The organism is Mesorhizobium erdmanii, assembly GCF_013170725.1.
GTDB classification, from domain to species: Bacteria; Pseudomonadota; Alphaproteobacteria; order Rhizobiales; family Rhizobiaceae; genus Mesorhizobium; species Mesorhizobium erdmanii.
The window spans coordinates 4384727-4403975 of sequence record NZ_CP033361.1; the positions used below are offsets into that span (position 1 = coordinate 4384727).

Annotated in this window: 21 protein-coding genes; 10 read left to right on the top strand and 11 right to left on the bottom strand. The window is 63.2% G+C overall.

The features are described 5' to 3' along the window. Positions 1-16 precede the first annotated feature (16 nt). Positions 17-1120, bottom strand: a complete 1104-nt coding sequence (locus EB233_RS21410; protein ID WP_064991583.1) for an NAD(P)/FAD-dependent oxidoreductase — start codon at positions 1118-1120, stop codon at positions 17-19. 119 nt (positions 1121-1239) lie between these two features. Here EB233_RS21410 and EB233_RS21415 point away from each other — a divergent pair, with 119 nt between their 5' ends. Both EB233_RS21415 and EB233_RS21420 read left to right on the top strand, forming a co-directional pair. After that, a complete protein-coding gene (locus EB233_RS21415) occupies positions 1240-2490 on the top strand; it encodes a cytochrome P450 (protein WP_064991674.1) in 1251 nt (416 codons plus the stop codon). A 25-nt stretch (positions 2491-2515) separates the two neighbouring features. Next, on the top strand, positions 2516-3568 hold the full coding sequence (locus EB233_RS21420) for a hypothetical protein (protein WP_244277801.1): 1053 nt from the start codon (positions 2516-2518) through the stop codon (positions 3566-3568). Here the strand turns inward: EB233_RS21420 and EB233_RS21425 are convergent, their stop codons facing one another. The 6 genes from EB233_RS21425 to EB233_RS21450 all read right to left on the bottom strand — a co-directional run bounded on the left by EB233_RS21425 (position 3569) and on the right by EB233_RS21450 (position 7963). After that, on the bottom strand, positions 3569-3919 hold the full coding sequence (locus EB233_RS21425) for a cupin domain-containing protein (protein WP_081294280.1): 351 nt from the start codon (positions 3917-3919) through the stop codon (positions 3569-3571). It lies immediately after the preceding gene. 5 nt (positions 3920-3924) lie between these two features. Further along, positions 3925-5205 (bottom strand): O-acetylhomoserine aminocarboxypropyltransferase, encoded by a 1281-nt coding sequence (locus EB233_RS21430; protein ID WP_064991584.1) that lies wholly within the window; start codon positions 5203-5205, stop codon positions 3925-3927. Positions 5206-5407: 202 nt separating this feature from the next. Continuing rightward, positions 5408-5929 carry a CoA-binding protein gene (locus EB233_RS21435; protein ID WP_027051567.1) on the bottom strand — a complete coding sequence of 174 codons (522 nt, stop codon included), beginning with the start codon at positions 5927-5929 and terminating at the stop codon, positions 5408-5410. Then, positions 5926-6708, bottom strand: a complete 783-nt coding sequence (locus EB233_RS21440) for an AAA family ATPase (protein ID WP_064991585.1) — start codon at positions 6706-6708, stop codon at positions 5926-5928. Before EB233_RS21440 ends, EB233_RS21435 begins: the two co-directional genes overlap by 4 nt. Continuing rightward, on the bottom strand, positions 6708-7130 hold the full coding sequence (locus EB233_RS21445) for a VOC family protein (RefSeq protein WP_064991586.1): 423 nt from the start codon (positions 7128-7130) through the stop codon (positions 6708-6710). The genes EB233_RS21440 and EB233_RS21445 overlap by 1 nt, the downstream gene beginning before the upstream one ends. 11 nt (positions 7131-7141) lie before the next feature. Next, positions 7142-7963: an enoyl-CoA hydratase gene (locus EB233_RS21450; protein ID WP_064991587.1), complete on the bottom strand. Its 822-nt coding sequence runs from the start codon at positions 7961-7963 to the stop codon at positions 7142-7144. Positions 7964-8136: 173 nt separating this feature from the next. Between EB233_RS21450 and EB233_RS21455 the strand changes: the two genes are divergently transcribed. The 4 genes from EB233_RS21455 to EB233_RS21470 all read left to right on the top strand — a co-directional run bounded on the left by EB233_RS21455 (position 8137) and on the right by EB233_RS21470 (position 10758). Continuing rightward, a complete protein-coding gene (locus tag EB233_RS21455) occupies positions 8137-8601 on the top strand; it encodes a PaaI family thioesterase (protein WP_064991588.1) in 465 nt (154 codons plus the stop codon). A 214-nt stretch (positions 8602-8815) separates the two neighbouring features. Next, entirely contained in the window at positions 8816-9280 is a 465-nt protein-coding gene (gene rplM, locus EB233_RS21460; RefSeq protein WP_010915638.1) for a 50S ribosomal protein L13, read from the top strand. Between the two features lies 1 nt (position 9281). After that, positions 9282-9764, top strand: a complete 483-nt coding sequence (rpsI, locus tag EB233_RS21465) for a 30S ribosomal protein S9 (RefSeq protein ID WP_013895952.1) — start codon at positions 9282-9284, stop codon at positions 9762-9764. 205 nt (positions 9765-9969) lie between these two features. Next, positions 9970-10758: a class I SAM-dependent methyltransferase gene (locus EB233_RS21470; protein WP_064991589.1), complete on the top strand. Its 789-nt coding sequence runs from the start codon at positions 9970-9972 to the stop codon at positions 10756-10758. 138 nt (positions 10759-10896) lie between these two features. Here the strand turns inward: EB233_RS21470 and EB233_RS21475 are convergent, their stop codons facing one another. From EB233_RS21475 to EB233_RS21485, 3 genes are all read right to left on the bottom strand, one after another. Further along, on the bottom strand, positions 10897-12285 hold the full coding sequence (locus tag EB233_RS21475) for an MFS transporter (RefSeq protein WP_244277802.1): 1389 nt from the start codon (positions 12283-12285) through the stop codon (positions 10897-10899). A gap of 81 nt (positions 12286-12366) precedes the next feature. Continuing rightward, complete coding sequence (locus tag EB233_RS21480) at positions 12367-13425, bottom strand: glycerophosphodiester phosphodiesterase family protein (RefSeq protein WP_064991590.1); 1059 nt, start codon at positions 13423-13425, stop codon at positions 12367-12369. Positions 13426-13521: 96 nt separating this feature from the next. Further along, positions 13522-14730 (bottom strand): acyltransferase family protein, encoded by a 1209-nt coding sequence (locus tag EB233_RS21485; protein WP_064991591.1) that lies wholly within the window; start codon positions 14728-14730, stop codon positions 13522-13524. A gap of 123 nt (positions 14731-14853) precedes the next feature. Between EB233_RS21485 and speB the strand changes: the two genes are divergently transcribed. The 4 genes from speB (at position 14854) to EB233_RS21505 (ending at position 18059) form a co-directional block, all read left to right on the top strand. Continuing rightward, positions 14854-15861 (top strand): agmatinase, encoded by a 1008-nt coding sequence (gene speB / locus EB233_RS21490; RefSeq protein WP_064991592.1) that lies wholly within the window; start codon positions 14854-14856, stop codon positions 15859-15861. A 30-nt stretch (positions 15862-15891) separates the two neighbouring features. Beyond that, positions 15892-16818, top strand: coding sequence for an N-acetyl-gamma-glutamyl-phosphate reductase (gene argC / locus EB233_RS21495; RefSeq protein WP_064991593.1), 927 nt, complete (start codon positions 15892-15894; stop codon positions 16816-16818). Further along, positions 16815-17657 carry an aminoglycoside phosphotransferase family protein gene (locus EB233_RS21500; RefSeq protein WP_081294281.1) on the top strand — a complete coding sequence of 281 codons (843 nt, stop codon included), beginning with the start codon at positions 16815-16817 and terminating at the stop codon, positions 17655-17657. Before argC ends, EB233_RS21500 begins: the two co-directional genes overlap by 4 nt. A 78-nt stretch (positions 17658-17735) precedes the next feature. Then, positions 17736-18059 carry a hypothetical protein gene (locus EB233_RS21505; RefSeq protein WP_064991594.1) on the top strand — a complete coding sequence of 108 codons (324 nt, stop codon included), beginning with the start codon at positions 17736-17738 and terminating at the stop codon, positions 18057-18059. A 19-nt stretch (positions 18060-18078) separates the two neighbouring features. Here EB233_RS21505 and EB233_RS21510 read toward each other — a convergent pair whose 3' ends face one another. Then, positions 18079-19170, bottom strand: coding sequence for a COX15/CtaA family protein (locus tag EB233_RS21510; RefSeq protein WP_064991595.1), 1092 nt, complete (start codon positions 19168-19170; stop codon positions 18079-18081). Between the last annotated feature and the right edge of the window lie 79 nt (positions 19171-19249).

Consider the following 19249-nt stretch of genomic DNA (forward strand, 5'->3'; position numbering starts at 1 on the left):
CAATTCGGGCGGGCGCTCAGGCTGTTTCGGCCCGCAACCATTGCTTCAGGCCAGCGACACCACCGCCGCCGATGGCCGCGGCAACGCGCCTGCCGACAGCCGCGCCGAACTTATAGCCGTGGCCGGAGCAGGCCGAGACAATCAGGCACTTGCCCTTCTCGTGCGCCAGGAATTTTTCATCCGCCGTGAACGTGTAGGCGCATGTGACGACCTCCGTCACCTCATACTCCTCGATGCGAGCGATCGGCGGCGAAAACAGGTTGCGGATCGCCTCCCCCTCGCCCGCCACCGGATCACGGTTCCAGTCGGCGTCGCTGGTCGGCGCCTTGTGCAGGCCGGAGCCGAACTTCATGCCGGCGCCACGGGTGAGTGGGATCATGTAGCCGTCGGTCTTGCCGCCAACGTCGAGAATGACGGGCGCGATCTCCCATGCCGCCTTGAGGTCGGCGGGCGGTTCGACATAGGCTAGCGCCGTGCGATAGGTCTTCAGTTCAAGACCGAGTTCTGGAAAGAGCTTCAACACCCAGGCGCCGGCGGTAACGACAACGCGGTCGGCCTGCATCGTCTCGCCGCTTTCCAGCACGATTTGGCCGGCCTCGGCATCGACTTCCGCCACCTTGCTGTGCTCGTAGACATTGGCGCTGTTGGCGCGCAGCCACTTCGCCAGGCCGGAGGCGATCTTGCGGCAATGCAATGCGCCGCCTTCCGGCGAAAAGTATGCGTAGCGGAACGACCCAGCTTCCAGAAACGGCCAGCGCTCGACGGCCGCGTCCGGCTCGAGCAATTCGAACGGAAAGTTTCCCTGTTCCAGGCCTTCGCGATATTCCTCGGCTTCGTCGCCGGGCTCGCGCGAAATGCAGACAAATCCCCTGGGATCAAGGTGGCTTTCACCGAGATCGGCCCACATCTCGTCCCAGGCCTCATAAGCTTCGGTGATCAACCTTCCATAGCCGGTTCCGGGCCGGTAGGCGCGGCGGATGATGCGATGGTGGTCGCCTGACGCCGCCAACGGATTGGGAATAGGCCCCTGCTCGACGATGGAAACGCTGTGGCCGGCCTTGACCAGCGACCATGCGGTGGAGAGACCGGCAATACCCGCGCCGACGACGATCACATTCATCCGTGGAGACCTTCCGCAACTGCGCTGGCTGGCCCAACTCATGCGCTGCCAAAACTTAGTTCATTGGCCGCCAACATATGGTCTGGAATGAGGCTGGCAAGCCGCGCTATGGGTCTGGCATGACCGAATTGACGCCCCCCTATCTGGCCTTTGATCCAGCCACCCGCCAGCTGCAGCTCGACCCGCACGAGCCGGCCTTCTTCCTGAACCCGTACGACGCCTATGGCTTTCTGCACGGCGTCTCAAATGCGTTTTACTGGGAGGAATTCGGCTTCTGGTGCTTTGGCGGCTTCGACGATGTCAACCGGCTGCTGCGCGACCGCCGCTTTGGCCGCCAAAACCCGGCCGGCATTCCTGACAGCCGTGGCATCGGCCAGGATCGAAGCCATCTCAGGGCATTTGATGGCATCGAAGCCAATTCGATGCTTGAGCTGGAACCGCCGGTGCATACGCGGCTGAGGACGCTGGTCAACCGCGCCTTCGTCTCGCGTCAGGTCGAGCGGCTGCGGCCACGTGTCGAAGCGCTGGCCCACGAGTTGATCGACCGGTTTGATCCGAGAGGTCCCGTCGACCTTTTGCCCGCCTTCGCTTCGCCCCTGCCGATCACCATCATCGCCGAAATGCTCGGCGTACCGGTCGAAATGGGGCCGCAACTGCTCGACTGGTCCCATCAAATGGTCGCCATGTATATCCATGGGCGTACGCGCGAGACCGAGGAGACAGCCAACCTGGCCGCAGGTGAATTTGCCGATTTCCTGCGCGGCTACGTTACCGAGCGGCGCAAGAATCCCGGTGACGACCTGCTGTCGCTGCTGATTTCGGCGCAGGAGGACGGGCAGAAACTGTCGGAGGACGAGATGGTGTCCTCCGCCATCCTGCTGCTCAATGCCGGCCACGAAGCGACGGTGCATCAAACCGGCAATGCGGTGCGCTCGATCCTGGCGCAAGGCGACGACCCCAGCCGCTTCTTCACGTCGGAGGAAGCAACGGCGGCAACCGTCGAGGAATGCCTGCGCTTCGACGCGCCTTTGCACATGTTCACGCGCTACGCCTATCAGGAGATCGAAGTGGCGCCCGGCATCGTCGTGCAGCCGGGACAGACGATCGGGCTTCTGCTCGGCATGGCCAATCATGATCCGCGCGCCTTTGCCGAACCGCAGGCCTTCCGGCCTGATAGGACAGACCAGAAGAACGTGTCCTTCGGCGCCGGCATCCATTTCTGCATCGGCGCGCCGCTGGCCCGGCTCGAATTGCAGGTGTCGCTAAAGACCTTGTTCGAACGGCACCCGCGACTGCATCTTGCCGAACAGCCCCGCTTCCGCGACACTTACCATTTCCATGGGCTGGAAACGCTCGCCGTCGGCTTCTGAACGATCGCGGGCCTGGGGTTGCGCGATGAGACTGTTGTGGAGACCGGCGACGATGTTCGCCCTGGCGTTGCTAAGCGCCTGGCTGGGACCGGCGGGCGCCCAGCAACAGCCCGAAAACATCCCCTGGGAGAACAGCATGGCCATCGCCCAGAAAATGGCGATAGGCCTGCTGGAGCGGCAGACCGGATCGAAAGGCCTGCCGCTGGCATCCTTCGCCATCGAGGTCGACCTCAATCTCGACGGCTTGCCTGAGATCTTCGCCTACCGCTACGCGCCCGGCTGCGATGGCAAAACATGCGGCAATTTCCTGTTTGTCCTGGAAGGCGACAGTTATCATGAGGTTCTTGGCGACATCCCCGGCGCGCGGCTGGTGCCGCAGGACAAGATCGCGCTCAGCGCTTTCAAGCGGAACGGCTTTCTGGAGATCCAGTCGGACAGGATGACGATCGCCTGGGATGGAACACGCTATGTCGATGCGTCCACCTTTCCAGCCTCGTCGCTCGACGGCGCCGCCTTTGTCGAGGCCTGCCAGAAGAACAGGTCCGGCCAGCAGGCGGACAGCGCGCCGGCGGCCTGCCAATGCCAGCTCAATCGGTTCCAGCAGATCGACCTCAAACAGGCCGATCTCGACAGCTATGCGGCCTCGCTGGGCGAAAATTTCGAATACCCCACCGGCGAAAAGGGCGAGGCCTGGGTCGTACTGTCGAAGATCGCCGAGGATGTCGTGACCGGCTGCGACGTCGCGATCGGCAAGAGCCAATGGCCGCCGGCCTACTTCAACCATGGCGACCAGCCACAGCAGAAGCTGGATTTCGGGGCCTTTCTCGATGCCTGCCCAGCACAGGATTTCATCCTGACCAACCACAAGACCGGATCGCCGGACCGCGCCCTCGCACTTTGCGGCTGCCTCGCCCGGGAGATCCCGACCTATGGCGTCGGCCAGGAGGGCCTCGACCTTCTGGCGCAATATTACCGCGACGAGGTGTCGGACGCCGAGATCGAAGCACAGGACGCCGATTTGCTGGCTGCGCACGACAAGGCGTCGGAAGCTTGCCTGAGCCAGTTCCCGGCGAAGTGATCACAGCTTGATCACATACTCCTTGCGAGTCGTTTCAAGCACTTCCCAGCTGCCCTTGAAGCCCGGCCGCAGCACGAAACTGTCGCCGGCGCTGACGGTGCGGGCTTCGCCGCCGTCCTCGGCGATCACCGAAACGCCCGTCAGGATGTGGCAGAATTCCCATTCGTCATAGACGATGCGCCACTTGCCGGGGGTCGATTCCCAGATACCGGCATAGAGGCCGCCGTCGCGCTCCTCGACATTCCAGGTGCGGAATTTCGGATCGCCCGAGATCAGGCGATCCGGCGCCGGCGCGCCGGATTCGGCGTCGACAGCGTCGACGCCGATGCTGAGAAACGTCGGTTCGGCCATCGAAATCAGACCTTCGCGAGCGCCTGTTCGAGGTCGGCGACGATGTCGGTGACATCCTCGATGCCGACGGAAAGCCGCACCGTGTCTGGGCCGGCTCCGGCCTTGACCTTCTGCTCGTCGGAAAGCTGGCGGTGGGTGGTCGAGGCCGGATGGATGACCAGCGACTTGGTGTCGCCGACATTGGCCAGGTGCGAGAACAGTTCGAGCGCCTCGACGAATTTGACGCCGGCCTCGTAGCCGCCTTTGAGGCCGAAGGTGAAGACGGCGCCGGCGCCCAGCGGCGAGTATTTCTTCTGCAGCGCGTTGTTCTTGTCGCTGGGCAAGCCGGGATAGTTCACCCAGGCCACCTTGGGGTGGTTGGACAGCCAGCCAGCGACCGTAACGGCGTTGTCGCAGTGGCGCTGCATGCGCAGCGGCAAGGTTTCGAGGCCGGTCAGGATGAGGAAAGCGTTGAAGGGCGAGATCGCCGGGCCGAGGTCGCGCAGGCCGAGCACGCGCGCGGCGATGGCGAAGGCGAAATTGCCGAAGGTCTCGTGCAGGACGAGACCGCCATATTCGGGGCGCGGTTCCGACAGCATCGGGTATTTGCCGGACTTCGACCAGTCGAACGTGCCGCCATCGACAATGACGCCGCCGATCGAATTGCCATGGCCGCCGATGAACTTGGTCAGAGAATGGACGACGATGTCGGCGCCGTGCTCGATCGGCCGGATCAGATAGGGCGAGGCCAGCGTGTTGTCGACGATCAGCGGCAGGCCGTGCTTGCGGGCGATCTCGCCGATCTTCTCGATATCGACGAAAGTGCCGCCCGGATTGGCCAGGCTCTCGATGAAGATCGCCTTGGTCCTGGCGTCGATCTGGCTCTCGAAGGTGGAGATGTCGTTGGTGTCGGCCCAACGCACCTCCCAGCCATAGTTCTTGAAAGCGTGGCCGAACTGATTGATCGAGCCGCCATAGAGCCTCGTCGCGGCGACGAAATTATCGCCAGGCTGCATCAGATTGTGGAACACGATGACCTGTGCAGCGTGGCCGGATGCGACCGCAAGGGCCGCCGTGCCACCCTCGAGTGCGGCCACGCGCTCTTCGAGCACGGCCTGCGTCGGGTTCATGATGCGGGTGTAGATATTGCCGAACGCCTTGAGGCCAAACAGCGAGGCGGCGTGGTCGGCATCGTCGAAGACGAAGGAGGTGGTCTGGTAGATCGGCGTGGCGCGTGCGCCGGTGGCCGGATCGGGTTTGGCGCCGGCATGGACGGCGAGCGTGTTGAAACCGGGCGAACGGGTCACTGAAACCTCCCTTTTTGAAACTCATGAAATCGCGGGGCATTCTTGGCGAAGCCCGTGTGCGAATGCAAAGAAGAAAATACCTTTTGGTGAGCGATCTGAGATGAACGCGCGGGAAACTCATTTGCTTCCAGGAATAATTTTGCGCGCTAGCGGGTGATTGGACTTCCGGTCCGAAAAGGGGTGCCGAAATCTCGGGATCGCGTCACTTCTGACGCACGCCAAAACTCTGGAAGCCCTGGCGCATCAACGGCTTCTTCGAAGACAGCACGCCGGAATTGACGCCGGTCCAGCCGATCTCGCCGGAAAGCTTGCCATACTCGATCTTGGGGCAGCGGTTCATCACCACCTTGATGCCGGCGGCCTCGGCGCGGGCCGCCGCCTCGTCGTGGCGAACACCAAGTTGCATCCAGATGACTTTCGGAAGCGGATCGAGCCGCAACACCTCTTCGACGACGCCGGGCACCGCAGTTGCGGCGCGAAAGACGTCGACCATGTCGATCGGCTCCGGAATGTCGGCCAGCCGGGCATAGGTCATCCGGCCGAGGATCTCCTTGCCGGCCTGGCCGGGATTGACAGGGAACACCGAAAACCCCTTTGCCAACAGGTATTTCAGCACGAAATAGCTTGGCCTGACGTCATTGGCTGACGCACCGACCATGGCGATGGTCTTCACCGAATTGAGGATGCCGCCGATGTAGGCATTGTCGTAGCTATCGTGGTTCATGCCTTGTCCTCATACAGCGCCTCGGCGAGAAAGCCATCCGGGTCATTGCTGAAATCGCGCATCATGCGGAAGTGGTCCGTGTCACGAAAGTCGGAGGGCTCGAGCCCGAACCGGCTGATCCGGAAAAGTTGGGCACCGGGACAGGCCATCAGCAGCGGCGAGTGCGTCGCCATGATGACTTGCGCGGTGCCCGACTGGTCCATGCGCCGCAGCATCTTGAGCAATTCGATCTGCCGCGATGGCGACAGCGCGCTTTCAGGCTCGTCGAGGATATAGATGCCTTGCCGGCGGCAGCGCTCCTCGAAGAAGCGGATAAACCCCTCGCCATGCGACCAGGACAGAAAATCCGGCGGCGGCGGCTTGAACGGGTCTTCCAGCGCCGCCTGATCGAGGTAGCGGGCCACCGAATAAAAAGATTCGGCGCGAAAAAACCAGCCAGCGGTGACTTTTGGCAGCCAGTGGCCGCGAAATGTATTCGCCAGCGCGGCACCGCTTTTGTCGATGGCACTGGAATGGTCGACGGGCCGGTAGCCCTTGCCGCCTCCAGCTTCGTCATAACCGGCGAGCGCGCCGATCGCCTCCAGCAGTGTCGATTTGCCGGTGCCGTTCTCGCCGACGATGATGGTGATCGGCGTTGTGAATTCGAGTTCGAACGTGTGGCCGCGAAACAGCGGCAGGTTCCAGGGGTATTTTTCCCAGTCCGTCACCCGCTCGGGGTCGAGCAGGATGCGCTTGAGGTACGGTGCCTTGAGCCGCGTCAGCTGCTTGCGGTAAGCCATCAATCAGGCAGCGAAATCGTGCCGTCTTCCGCTATCGGGAACGCCGGATTGTGTGCCACTTCCCAGACGTGGCCGTCGGCGTCGGCGAAATAGCCGTACCAGCCGCCCCAAAAAGCGCGGCCAGCCGGCTTGACGATATGGCCGCCGGCGTTCTCGGCCATGGCGAGCACTTCGTCAACCTCGGCGTCGGAGCGGGTGTTATAGGCGAGATAAACGGCGGAAGGCGCCCTGGCGAAGGTGATGCCAGAATCCTCCTCGGCGCTTTCGCGCGGGAACAGGCCGAGAATGGCCCCGCCCATCTGGAAGAAGGCGACACCGTCGGTGATGCCGGCATGCCGTTTCAGCCCCATGGCTTGGTAGAAACGCACGGCGCGATCAAGGTCGTCGGTTGCGACCGTGATGATGGAGATGCGCGGTTCCATGGTCGAACAGCCTACTCGTCCGTCCATTCCGGTTTGCGTTTGCCGATGAAGGCGCCCATGCCTTCCTCCGCGTCGCGCGCCATCATGTTCTCGACCATGACACGACCGGTATGGGCGTAGGCGTCGGCCAGTCCCATCTCGGCCTGCGCGTAGAAGGCTTCCTTGCCGGTCTTGACCACCAAAGATGATTTGGAAGCAATGGTTTGCGCGTATTTGGTGACGATCTGATTCAGGTATTCGCGCGGTACGACGCGGTTGACGAGGCCGAAGTCCTTGGCGGTTGCCGCGTCGATCGTCTCGCCGGTCAAAAGCATTTCCATTGCGTGCTTGCGCGAGACGTTGCGCGACAGCGCCACCATCGGCGTCGAGCAGAACAGGCCGATATTGACCCCCGGCGTGCAGAAGGTCGCCTCATGCGAGGCGATCGCCAGGTCGCAGCTGGCGACCAGCTGCAGCCCGGCGGCGGTCGCCAGGCCGTCGACTTCGGCGATGACAGGCAAGGGATGGCGCACGATCGCCTGCATCAGCGTGGCGCAAGCGGCAAATGTTTGTTCGAAGAAGGCCTTGCCGCGATCGGCGTCGGCGCGGCGCGCGGTCATTTCCTTCAAATCATGGCCGGCGCAGAACACTTTCCCGGCCGCCGACAGCACGATGACGCGAACGGCTTTGTCCTTCCTGGCGCGGTCGAGTTCCGCCGTCAGCGCCGCCATCGCGGCCAGTGACAGCGCGTTGGCGGGCGGATTGGCGAGCGCCAGGTACAGCACGCCCTTGTCTAGCCTGGTCGTGACCGGCCCTTCGACAGCGACAGGCTTTATGGCAAGAATTTCAGCCATGGCTAGGGTCTCCACGATTCCGGTCGGGCTGGCAGAGTATCTAATATCGGATCGGGTTGCATCCAACATCCATCGCTTGCGCCAGCAAAAGCGACCGTGTCGCCCGAGATGAAGGGTGTTGCCAGAAACGCCCGGCTGCGCCCATACAGGCTGGCGCAGAATGAGAGATCGACATGCCCGCCCAGACCAACCTCATGCCGGTGCTGACCGCAGCGCAAGTCAATGTGCTGATGGAAACCGTCTATCCCCAGCTCAACGAGCAGTTCAAATACTTCGAAGCGATCGACGTGTTTCGGGGAGGCTGCACGGTGCGGCTCAATGCCGCCGACCGGCATCTGCGCCCCGGCGGGACCGTATCCGGTCCGTCGCTGTTCACGCTGGCCGATATTGGCGGCTATGTCTGCGTGCTCAGCCATGCCGGACCGGACGCGCTTTCCGTCACCACCAACCTCAACATCAACTTCATGCGCAAGGCCGAGGCCGGACCAATCGACGGCCATTGCCGCATCCTGAAGCTGGGAAAGAGCCTGATGGTGTTCGACATCGACATCGTCGCCGGCCCGGAGGGACACACGATCGCGCATGCCACGGGCACCTATTCGATCCCACCCAAGCGCAATGGCGATGTGGTAAAATAATACCTTTTATCTAAAGCATTGTTTTTGCTGTATTTTATCAATTACTGGACTTTTCCATCGCCTTGACGCGATCGCTCCCCTCGCCTATAAGCCCTCACGAAACAGCGGCCCGCAAAGGCCGCCGTTTTGTTATTGGCAGCGGGCAAATGCTCATCGCCAATCCAAGCAACAAGAAACGCCTTCGCTTTGAAGGTCTAAATCGAGAGCAGAAAACATGACAACCTTTTCGCAGAAGCCTGCGGATGTGGTGAAGAAGTGGATCCTGATCGACGCGGAAGGTCTCGTCGTCGGTCGTCTGGCCACTGTCATCGCCAATCATCTTCGCGGCAAGCACAAGCCGACCTTCACCCCGCATGTCGACGACGGCGACAATGTCATCGTCATCAATGCCGACAAGGTGGTGTTCACCGGCAAGAAGTTCACCGACAAGGTCTATTACTGGCACACCGGGCACCCCGGCGGCATCAAGGAGCGCACCGCGCGCCAGCTGCTCGAGGGCCGTTTCCCCGAGCGTGTCGTCGAGAAGGCCGTTGAGCGTATGGTCCCGCGTGGCCCGCTCGGCCGTCGCCAGATGAAGAACCTGCGCGTCTATGCAGGTGCCGAGCATCCGCATGTCGCCCAGCAGCCAGAAGTCCTCGACGTGGCCAAGCTGAATTCCAAGAACAAGAAGGTCGCATAAGATGGCTGAGCTTTCCTCGCTCGCAGAACTGGGCGCCGCCACGGGCAACACCAACACCCAGGCCGCAGCCCCCGTCCACGTCCAGAAGCTCGACAAGTCGGGCCGCGCCTATGCCACCGGCAAGCGCAAGAACGCCATCGCGCGCGTCTGGGTGAAGCCGGGTTCCGGCAAGATCGTCGTCAACGACAAGGAATTCGCGACCTATTTCGCACGTCCGGTCCTGCAGATGATCCTCAACCAGCCGATCATCGCCTCCAACCGTGCCGGCCAGTACGATATCGTCGCCACGGTCGTCGGCGGCGGCCTCTCCGGCCAGGCGGGTGCCGTTCGTCACGGCATCTCCAAGGCGCTGACCTACTACGAGCCGGCGCTGCGCGCCGTACTCAAGAAGGGCGGCTTCCTGACCCGCGACAGCCGCGTCGTCGAGCGCAAGAAGTACGGCAAGGCGAAGGCCCGCCGCAGCTTCCAGTTCTCGAAGCGCTAAGCGCTCCGCAGTTTTTGGACAATCGAAAAGGCCGCCTCCGGGCGGCCTTTTTGCATTGCGCATCCTTAAAGCGCGTCGCATCGGAAATGGCTCGGGAAATTTGCTGCGGCCCGTCGCGCGCTGCGCGGCACCATGCTACGAAACAGGGATCTGCCTTGTCGGTCCAAAGGATATTTGGATAGGTGATTCTTAGGTGAGAACTCAGATGTCGTCACCCGAACCGATCAAATTCACCGACGGCGCGGCTTACGAGCGCTTCATGGCTCCCTGGAGCCGATCCGCCGGAGCTTTGTTCCTTGACTGGCTGGCGCCGGACTCCGGACGGGCCTGGGTTGATGTCGGTGCCGGCAACGGCGCCTTCACTGAGCTCATTCTAGCGAAGGCCGCCCCTTCGTCCGTTTGCGCGATCGATCCCTCCGACGCGCAGATTGCGACTGCTCGGCAAAAGATTTCGGCAAAGCAGGTCGAGCTGTCGATTGGCGATGCGATGGCCCTTCCCTACGACGCCAACCGCTTCGACGTCGCGGTGATGGCGCTGGTGCTGTTCTTCGTCCCCGACCCGCGCAAGGGCGCCTCGGAAATGCTCCGCGTCACCAAGCCCGGCGGCATTGTCGCGTCCTACACCTGGGACGTCATGCGCGGCGGCACCCCTACGCAGCATCTGTGGGAGGAGATGGACGCGATGGGCAAACCGGCCGCACGTCCGCCGAGCGCGGAGGTCTCGCGTTTCGCGGCGCTGAAGGCGCTTTGGACGGAGCTCGGCATCCGCGATATCGAGACGCGCGAGCTTGTCGTCGAACGCACCTTCGCTGACTTCGACGATTATTGGCTATCCATGGTCGTGAGCAGCCCAAGCGGAATCGTGGCGAAGCTGTCGGATGCGGAGAACGCGGAGCTGAAACGCCGACTAAAGGACAGACTGCCGGCAAGCGCCACGGGAGCGATCACGGTTCACGCCTGGTCGACGGCCATCAAGGGACGAAAGGCCGCTTAATGCGTGCGACGCCTTACGTCGCTGCTTACGGCAAGGCGAAAGCCCGCCGTTCCTTCCAGTTTCCCAAGAGCTAAGCGCTTCGCAGTTTCGAACAATCGAAAAGGCCGCCTCCGGGCAGCCTTTTTGCATGGCGAATTCCTATCCGGCGGAATGATCGGCGTCGCGGATGAACAGGAATGCGCAGAGGGCCGCGCCAGCCACGGCGAAAGCCGAGGCAAGGAAGGCAAGCTGCATGCCCTGGATGGTGCCCATCGCCAAAGCCGAGCCGAACAGCGCGACGCCAATTGCTCCGCCCGACTGGCGCACAGTGTTGAGCACGCCGGAGGCCGTTCCCGACATCCCCGTCGGCACCGACGACAACAGCGCCGTGGTCATGGCGGGCACGGCAAGGCCAATGCCGACCGGCAGGAACAGCAGCCGCCACAGCAACGACAGGTAGGACGTATCGGTCTGGATCAGCGCCATCAGGCCGAAACCAGCCGCACCGAGAAGCAGGCCGATCGCCATCGGCAAGCGCGGGCCATGGGTCGCGGCGATGCCCCCGGCGGCAATGTTCGACACGGTGACCGCCGCCATGAACGGCAGGAAGGCAAGCCCGGTTATTTCAGGCGTGAAATGCCTTTCCTGCTGGAAATACAGGCTGAGCATGAAGATCGTGCCATAAAGCGTCAAATTGACCGCCAGCCCAACGAGGCTCGTCACCGCCGGCACACGGGTGGCAAACAGGTTCAGTGGAAACATGGGCGCCTTGGTCCGGCTCTCGACCAGCAGGAACAGGCTTCCGGCGACCACCGCCAATAGCAGCCCGCCGATGACCGGCATCGAGATCCAGCCCGACGAGCCGGTTTCGATGAAGGCGCCAGTCAGCGAAAACAGCGTCAGCACGACAAGCCCCTGCCCGGCCCAGTCGACCGGCGGCCGCTCGGCCTTGAGCGGTGTCTCCTGAAGAAACCGGTAGGCCATCCAGATGGCGAGAACGCCGATCGGCAAATTGACCAGGAAGATGCTGGCCCAGCCCAGCGACGCAATCATGAAGCCGCCAAGGACAGGCCCGGCCGACAGCGCGATGCCGCCCGCCGCCGTCCACAGACCGACGGCGCGGGCGCGGCGCGGTTTGTCGGAAGCATAAGCGCTATTGAGCAGCGCCAGCGAACACGGCATCAGCAAGGCGGCGCCCGCGCCCTGCACGGCGCGCGCCGCGATCAGCACCCAGGGGCTCTGCGCCAGCCCGCAGGCCAGGGAAGCCAAGCTGAACAGCGCCATGCCGCCGACGAACACGCGGCGGGCGCCGATCCTGTCGCCGAGCGCGCCGCCGGCTAGCAGCAGCGAGGCGAAGGCAAGCGTATAGGCGTCGACGACCCATTGCAGGCCGCCTATGCCCATCGACAGCGCCGCGCCGATCCTGTTGAGAGCAACGTTGACGATGGAGACATCGAGTTGCACCACAACAAAGCCGAGACTGGTCGCGGCGATGGTGGCGGCATAGGCTGCGGGGCGGCTGGAAACCATGGTATCGGGCATGCCCATGGATAACGGTTTTACCCTGACACCGTTGCGTCAGGAGACGACGGCCCGCGACAACTAGGCCGGGATATCAGTCACGACAAATCAATTGATGCTGGCGGTCGCGGCGGGCTCGATGCGGTCGCTGGTCCCGGTATAGGGCACGCGGTAGCCGTTCGCCGTCAGCCAGTCGATTGCCGCCTTTGGCTCGTCGGTCTGGATGATGGTGGCGCCGCGATCGGCCCAGAACCCCCAGGCTTCGCGCGGCAGGCTGGCCTGGACCGCCAGTTCGTCGCCACGGCCGCCGGCCAGGAAGCCGCCCGGCTTGTTGACGATGGCGTAAGTGTCGGCCCAGATGTGCCAGTTGCCCCGCACGGCGGCGGCGCGCATGCGCGTGCTGAACAGCGGCCCGCCCGTCTCGGTCAGCGTTTCGGCGCCAGCCCGCCAGTTGATCAGTTCGATCGCGCGCGGCGCAAAAGCGTGGTCGACGGTCTCCGAGAAACCGGCATCATGTACCGCGTCATCGGCAATGATCGGCATGAACTGGAAGCCGCCGGGAATCGCAGCCATGGCTGATTTGACGGCGGTGATCCTGGTCTGGTTCCAGAGGTTCTCCTTGACGATGACATGATCGGCCATGCCGAGATCACGCGCCACCGCGATCATTCCCGGGAGGTCGTCGACTTCGAGCTTGTTGTCGAGGTTGATGAGGATCCTGCCCCTGGTCGCCAGCAGCATCTCGCGCAGTGTCGAGACCCTCTCGTCGGTGACGGCGCGAGTGCCCTCGATCACCAGTCGGCAGTCCTTGAGTTCGGTCAGCGTGTACTTGACCACTTCGCCCTTGCAGGTCGTGGTGCGATCGAGCCAGCTGTCGTGCATGACGACGAACTCGCCGTCCTTCGAGCGCCTGATGTCGACCTCGACGATCTCGGCGCCGATGGCGATCGAGCCTTCGACGGCCGCGAGCGAGTTTTCCGCATAGAGCGTCTTACCGGCCTGCATGCTGCCGGCCCGGTGCGCGGCCACCATGACATGGTCGCGCCACTGGTTGGCATGTTCGAAGCGGTCGAGGATCTGCCTGGCGCGGGTTTCGCCGGCCAATGCCTGGCCTGATAAGGCTGCAAGGGCCGTGGAAAGCAAAAGGCCCAGCCAGATTGTCCGCATCGAGAATCGCTCCTTGCCGGATCGCGACCGGGATAGGCGATATCAGTGACAGGGAGGTGAACGAAGCCGGCTAGCGGCTTTCGCAAAAAGCCCGCGTCAGATGCGTTTCGACAGCCGGCGGAACCAGGCCATGGCCGGCATCTCGACCAGGCGCCAGGTGATCCACGACAGGGCGATGGTGGCGACGATCATGACGACGATAGCCACGGTTCCGGGCCAGCCGGCGCCGAAGCCGGTGGCCGGCGAGCCGCGCAGCACGATGTCGCCGACAAGGCCAAGGCCGAGCTTGCGCTCGACGAGCCCGGCTATGTTGATCAGCCGCGCCTGGACGAAGATGTGGACCATGTAGATCGAGTAGGACAGCGCGCCCAGCGCCAGCATGAACGGCGTTCGCAGCAGGGCGGAAATCCAGCCGCCTTCGTGAGCGAACAGAAACAGGGCCAGCGCAAACACCAGCGGAGCAGCGATGCCGAAATCGTTGCTGCCCGCCAGCGAGACGAAAGCGACGATGACCGCCACCATGACGATTTCGGCAACGGTCCAGTTGAGCCGCGGGCCGCCCCTGGCGAGTACCTGTCGTGCCCCTGCAATGGAATCATGCTGAAACCAGGCAAGCAAGGCGCCAAGCGAGAAGCCGTAGAGGCAGCGAATGAAGCCGAAATCGTAGGACACGTCCATATGATGCGTGGAGAAGCCGAGCAGGAACAGCGGCGCGGTAACGGCGGCTGCGACGAACCATATCCAGGCACGCGCGCCGGCGACGAAGACCACGCCGGCGAACAACAGATAGGCGAAGAACTCCGCCGAAATGCTCCAGCTCGGCGCGTTCCAAGTCAATTGATCCTCGAAGCCCATCCCTTGAAGCAGCAGCAGATTGGCCAGCAGGCTCTTCAAATCGAACCCGCCGGTGAAGGGTGCGGAGCCGGTGCCATGCAGTTGCGGCAGCATCAGCCGCAGCAATTCGAAGCCCGCGAAGGCGGCAAGCATGACGAGATGCAGCGGGTAGATGCGGCCGAAACGCACCAGGGCGAAGCGGGCGACCTGGTCAGGCTGGCTCAGCCGGTCGGCATAACTGCTGGCGATAACAAAACCGGACAGGACGAAGAAGAAGTCGACGAAAAGATAGGACGAGCCGATGAAAGCGCTCTGCGAGATCCCGGAAGCGGTGGGGAAATGAAACAGCGCGACAAGAAGCGCGCAGATGCCGCGCCACGAATCGAGAACCTGGAAGCGCTCGCCTGCTATCGTACCGGCATGGGTCGACACCATGGCACGGGACGGATTAAGAAACGCGGCCTGCGTCATGATGGTACAAATCCTGTCTTGCCGTGGCACCCGGGCGGCGCCGTTTCGTCTCCCCAAGCTGTGACTGGCATCTTCCATGCCGGTTCTGTAGTTGTTGCACCCCGATGAAAACGAGGACCAGTAATGGCGACCAAGAACATCGACCATGCCTTCACCGCCCGCTCCAAGACCGGCGCGGCCCTTGAGCCGACCTATTCCGGCGCGCTGTCGTTCATGCGGCGCAAATACACCAAGGACGTGAGGGGCGCGGACGCTGTGGTGTGGGGCATTCCCTTCGACGCCGCCGTCACCAACCGGCCCGGCGCCCGTTTCGGGCCGCAGGCTATACGCCGCGCCTCGGCGATCCTCGACAACGATCCGCAATACCCGTTCTCGCGCGATCTGTTCGAGCACCTCGCTGTCGTCGACTATGGCGACTGCCTGCTCGATTCGGGCAACCACCAGAAGACGCCCGGCACGATCGAGCGCGAAGCGACCAAGATCCTGAAGTCGGGCGCTTTCCTTTTGACGCTGGGCGGCGACCATTTCGTCACCTGGCCGCTGCTCAAGGCGCATGCCGCGATCCACGGACCGCTCGCTTTGGTGCAGTTCGACGCGCACCAGGACACCTGGCCTGATGACGGCAAGCGCATCGACCACGGATCCTTCGTCGGCCGTGCCGTGAACGAGGGCATCATCGATCCGGATCGGTCGATCCAGATCGGTATCCGGACGCACGCGCCGGACACGTTCGGCATCAAGATTCTTTACGGCCACGAAATCGAGGAGATGCGTGCGTCCGACATCGCCTACGCCATCGTCGATCGTACCGGCGGCAAGAAGACGTATCTGACCTTCGATATCGACTGCCTCGACCCGGCCTATGCGCCGGGAACCGGCACGCCTGTAGCCGGCGGCCCGTCGTCGGCGAAGATCCTGTCGACGCTGCGCCAGCTCAACCAGGTCGATATTGTCGGCGCCGACGTCGTGGAGGTTGCGCCGGCCTACGATCACGCCGATATAACGGCGATCGCCGGATCGATGGTCGCCATGCAGTATCTCGGCCTGCTGGCGGAGCGGAAGGCACGGCAGGACGAGATGAACAACGGCAACCACAACGGCGCCGCGGTGAATCATGGTAACGGCATATAGTCTCGGACTATCAGGGAATTTGATAAGGCAATGAAACCGAAAATCTTCATCGACGGCGAGCACGGCACCACCGGCCTGCAGATCCGGGCGCTGCTTGCCGAGCGTGGCGACCTCGAGATCATTTCCATTCCCACCGAGCGCCGCAAGGAAACGGCGGCGCGCGCCGAGTTCCTGAATGCGGCCGATATCGCGATCCTGTGCCTGCCGGACGATGCGGCGAAGGAGAGCGTCTCGCTGATCGCCAACGACATAACCAAGGTCATCGATGCATCCACCGCGCATCGCGTCGCCGAAGGCTGGGTTTATGGCTTCGCCGAGATGGACAAGGATCAGGCCAAGACCATCGCCACGGCAAAGCGTATCGCCAATCCCGGCTGCTGGCCGCAGGGACCGATCGCGACGCTGAGGCCCCTGGTCACCGCTGGACTGCTGCCGGCCGACTTCCCGATCGCCGTCAACGGCATTACGGGCTATTCGGGCGGCGGCCGGCCGATGATCGAGGATTATGTCGCCAAGGGCGAGGACGCCTCCGAGTTCCTGCCCTATGGCCTGACCCTGCAGCACAAGCACGTGCCCGAAATGCGGGCCTATGCCAAGCTGTCGCATGATCCGATCATGCAGCCGGCGGTCGGCAACTTCGCCCAAGGCATGATCACCGTGGTGCCGCTGCAGCTTGGCGGCCTCGACCATGTGCCGACAGGCGCGGAGCTTCATGCGGCAATCGCCGACCATTTCGCCGCGATCAAGGGCGGCGTGGTCGAGGTGGCGCCCTATGCCCATCTGGAGCGCATGCCTGAGATCGATCCCGAGATCTACAACGGCACCAACCGCATGAAGGTCTATGTCTTTGCCAACGACAAGCGCGCGCAGGCGCTGCTGCTCGCGGTCTACGACAATCTCGGCAAGGGTGCCTCGGGCGCAGCGGTCCAGAACATGGACCTCATGCTCGGGCTTTGACGGACGCACCAGCCTTCCCGGCGCGCTGGAAGGTCAGCGCGCCCGAACTCATGGCCGAAACCTTTTCGAGCCGCATCTGGAAAGTGCGCCGCGAAGACGGCTCGCCGGCCGTCGTCAAGGCGCTCAAGCCGTTCGACGATGTCGCCGACGAGTTGCGTGGCGAGCATTTCCTTGCCTGGCGGCGCGGCGAAGGCGCGGTGCGCCTGCTTGGCCGCGATGGCCACTCAATGCTGCTCGAATATGCCGGCGACACCTTGCTCTCGGACGTTCTCGACCGGCAGGGCGACAACGCGGCAACCGCGATCGCGGCCGAGGTGATGGCGAAACTGTTTTCGCCTGGGAAAGACCCCTTCCCGCCCGAACTTCAGCCGCTCAGGGAGCGGTTCGCCAGCCTGTTCAGGAAAGCCGCGACCGATCACGCCACCGGCCATGACAGCCTCTATGTCGAGGCCGCGGCGATCGCCGAACGGCTGCTGTCCAACCCGCATGACATCAGGCCGCTGCATGGCGATCTCCACCACGAAAACATCCTGCACGGGCCGCGCGGTTGGCTGGTGATCGACCCGAAGGGCGTGCTCGGCGATCCCGGCTTCGATGCCGCCAACATGTTCTACAATCCGCTCGAGCGCGACGATCTCTGCCTCGATCCGCGACGCATCGCGCAGATGGCCGAAGTCTTTGCCGACACATTGGGGCAATCGCCTGTGGCGATACTGGACCATGCCATCGCCTATGGCTGCCTGTCGGCGGCCTGGCACCACGAGGACGACAACGCGGTCGAGGAGAACCGCGAATTGTCGATCGCCGAGGCGATCCGGGCAGTGCGGGCGAACATCTGATCAAAGCGAGGGTATTGGTAAACATTTATTAACCATGTTTGGACTATGAGAAGTCCTGGCTCCACGCAAGGATTTGTCATGGTCAGCGCGATCTCGGGTTCGTCCTCCGCAATCCAGTATTCGTCGTCCAGTTCCTCGAGCTATGCAGCCCAGGAGGCCGCGCTCGAAAAGCAGATCCAGGATCTGGAAGACCAGGCCAAGGCGATCAAGGATCAGGTTCAGGCTGCCCAGGTGCGGCAAGATATAGCTGCGGCCCAGGCCAAGCTCGATGCGCTGAGAGCCGCGGACGCCGACAAGGCTGCCAAGGCCGCTCAAAGCCAGTCGACACCATCGGCCGCTGCTATGCGCCAGGCGGAATTCGACGGCGACAAGACAACGCAGTCCAACGAATTCTGGATGTGACGGGCCAGCAGGCCCAGGATCAGCTCTTGAGCGCGATCTGGTTCGGCAAGGGATAAGCCCCTTTGGTACCGCGCCAATGAGCGGCGGCAAAACCCAGCACGATTAGTGCAAAACCCTGATGAGTGAGCGCCATGTGCAGCGGCACATGCATCAGCAGCGTACCGATGCCGATCGAGGCCTGGACCAGCACCAGCGCAAACAGCAAGGTCGCGCGGCGGGCGTGGGTCGAGCCGGGCAGCAGCCGACGCGTAGCGATCATATGCCAGAGCGCGACGGCGAAGACCGTATAGGCGCCGAGCCGATGGACGAACTGCACCGTCTTCGGACTTTCGAAGAAGTTGCGCCATGCCGGCTCCAGGATCAGCAGATCGCCGGGGATGATCTTTCCGTCCATCAATGGCCAGGTGTTGTAGCTCAAGCCGGCGTCGAGCCCGGCGACCAGGCCTCCGAGATAGATCTGGATCAGCGCCAGAAGCACGATGAGCCCGGCCAGGCGCTGCGTCGAACGATCGGCCGCGGGCTCGGAATGTGGCGCCAGTCCACGCGCGACGACCATGGTGGCGGTGAAGATCAGCGCCGCCAGCGTCAGGTGCGTCGCCAGCCGGTACTGGCTCACCGACACACGGTCGACAAGGCCGGAGGCCACCATCCACCAGCCGATGGCGCCCTGCAGGCCACCGAGGAAAAGAATGCCGACGAGTTTCGGCCCCAGGCCGCGCTCTATGCGGCGCGTCACCCAGAAGACCAGCAACGGCACGGCAAAGACCAGGCCGACGCTGCGCGCGAGCAGACGGTGCGCCCACTCCCACCAGAAGATCGACTTGAACGCCTCGATGCTCATGCCCTTGTTGAGCTCGGTGTATTGCGGAATCTGCTGGTAGCGCAGGAACTCCTCCTGCCACTCGGCATCGTTGAGCGGCGGGATGACGCCGTGGATCGGCTGCCATTCGGTGATCGACAGGCCCGACTCCGTAAGCCGCGTGGCGCCGCCGACCAGCACAAGCGCAAACAGCACCAGGAGCACGAGGTAAAGCCAGCCGCGCACCAGTGCGCGATTGTTCAGGTCGCGGTCTTGAGCCTGGTAAGGCGCAGCGGCGGATATGGCGGCCATGGATCTATCCCGGCAGATTGAATTTCGCGGATTGGTGGACCATCGCATCCGTGCTGGCAAGGCCACCCGACGCGGCACG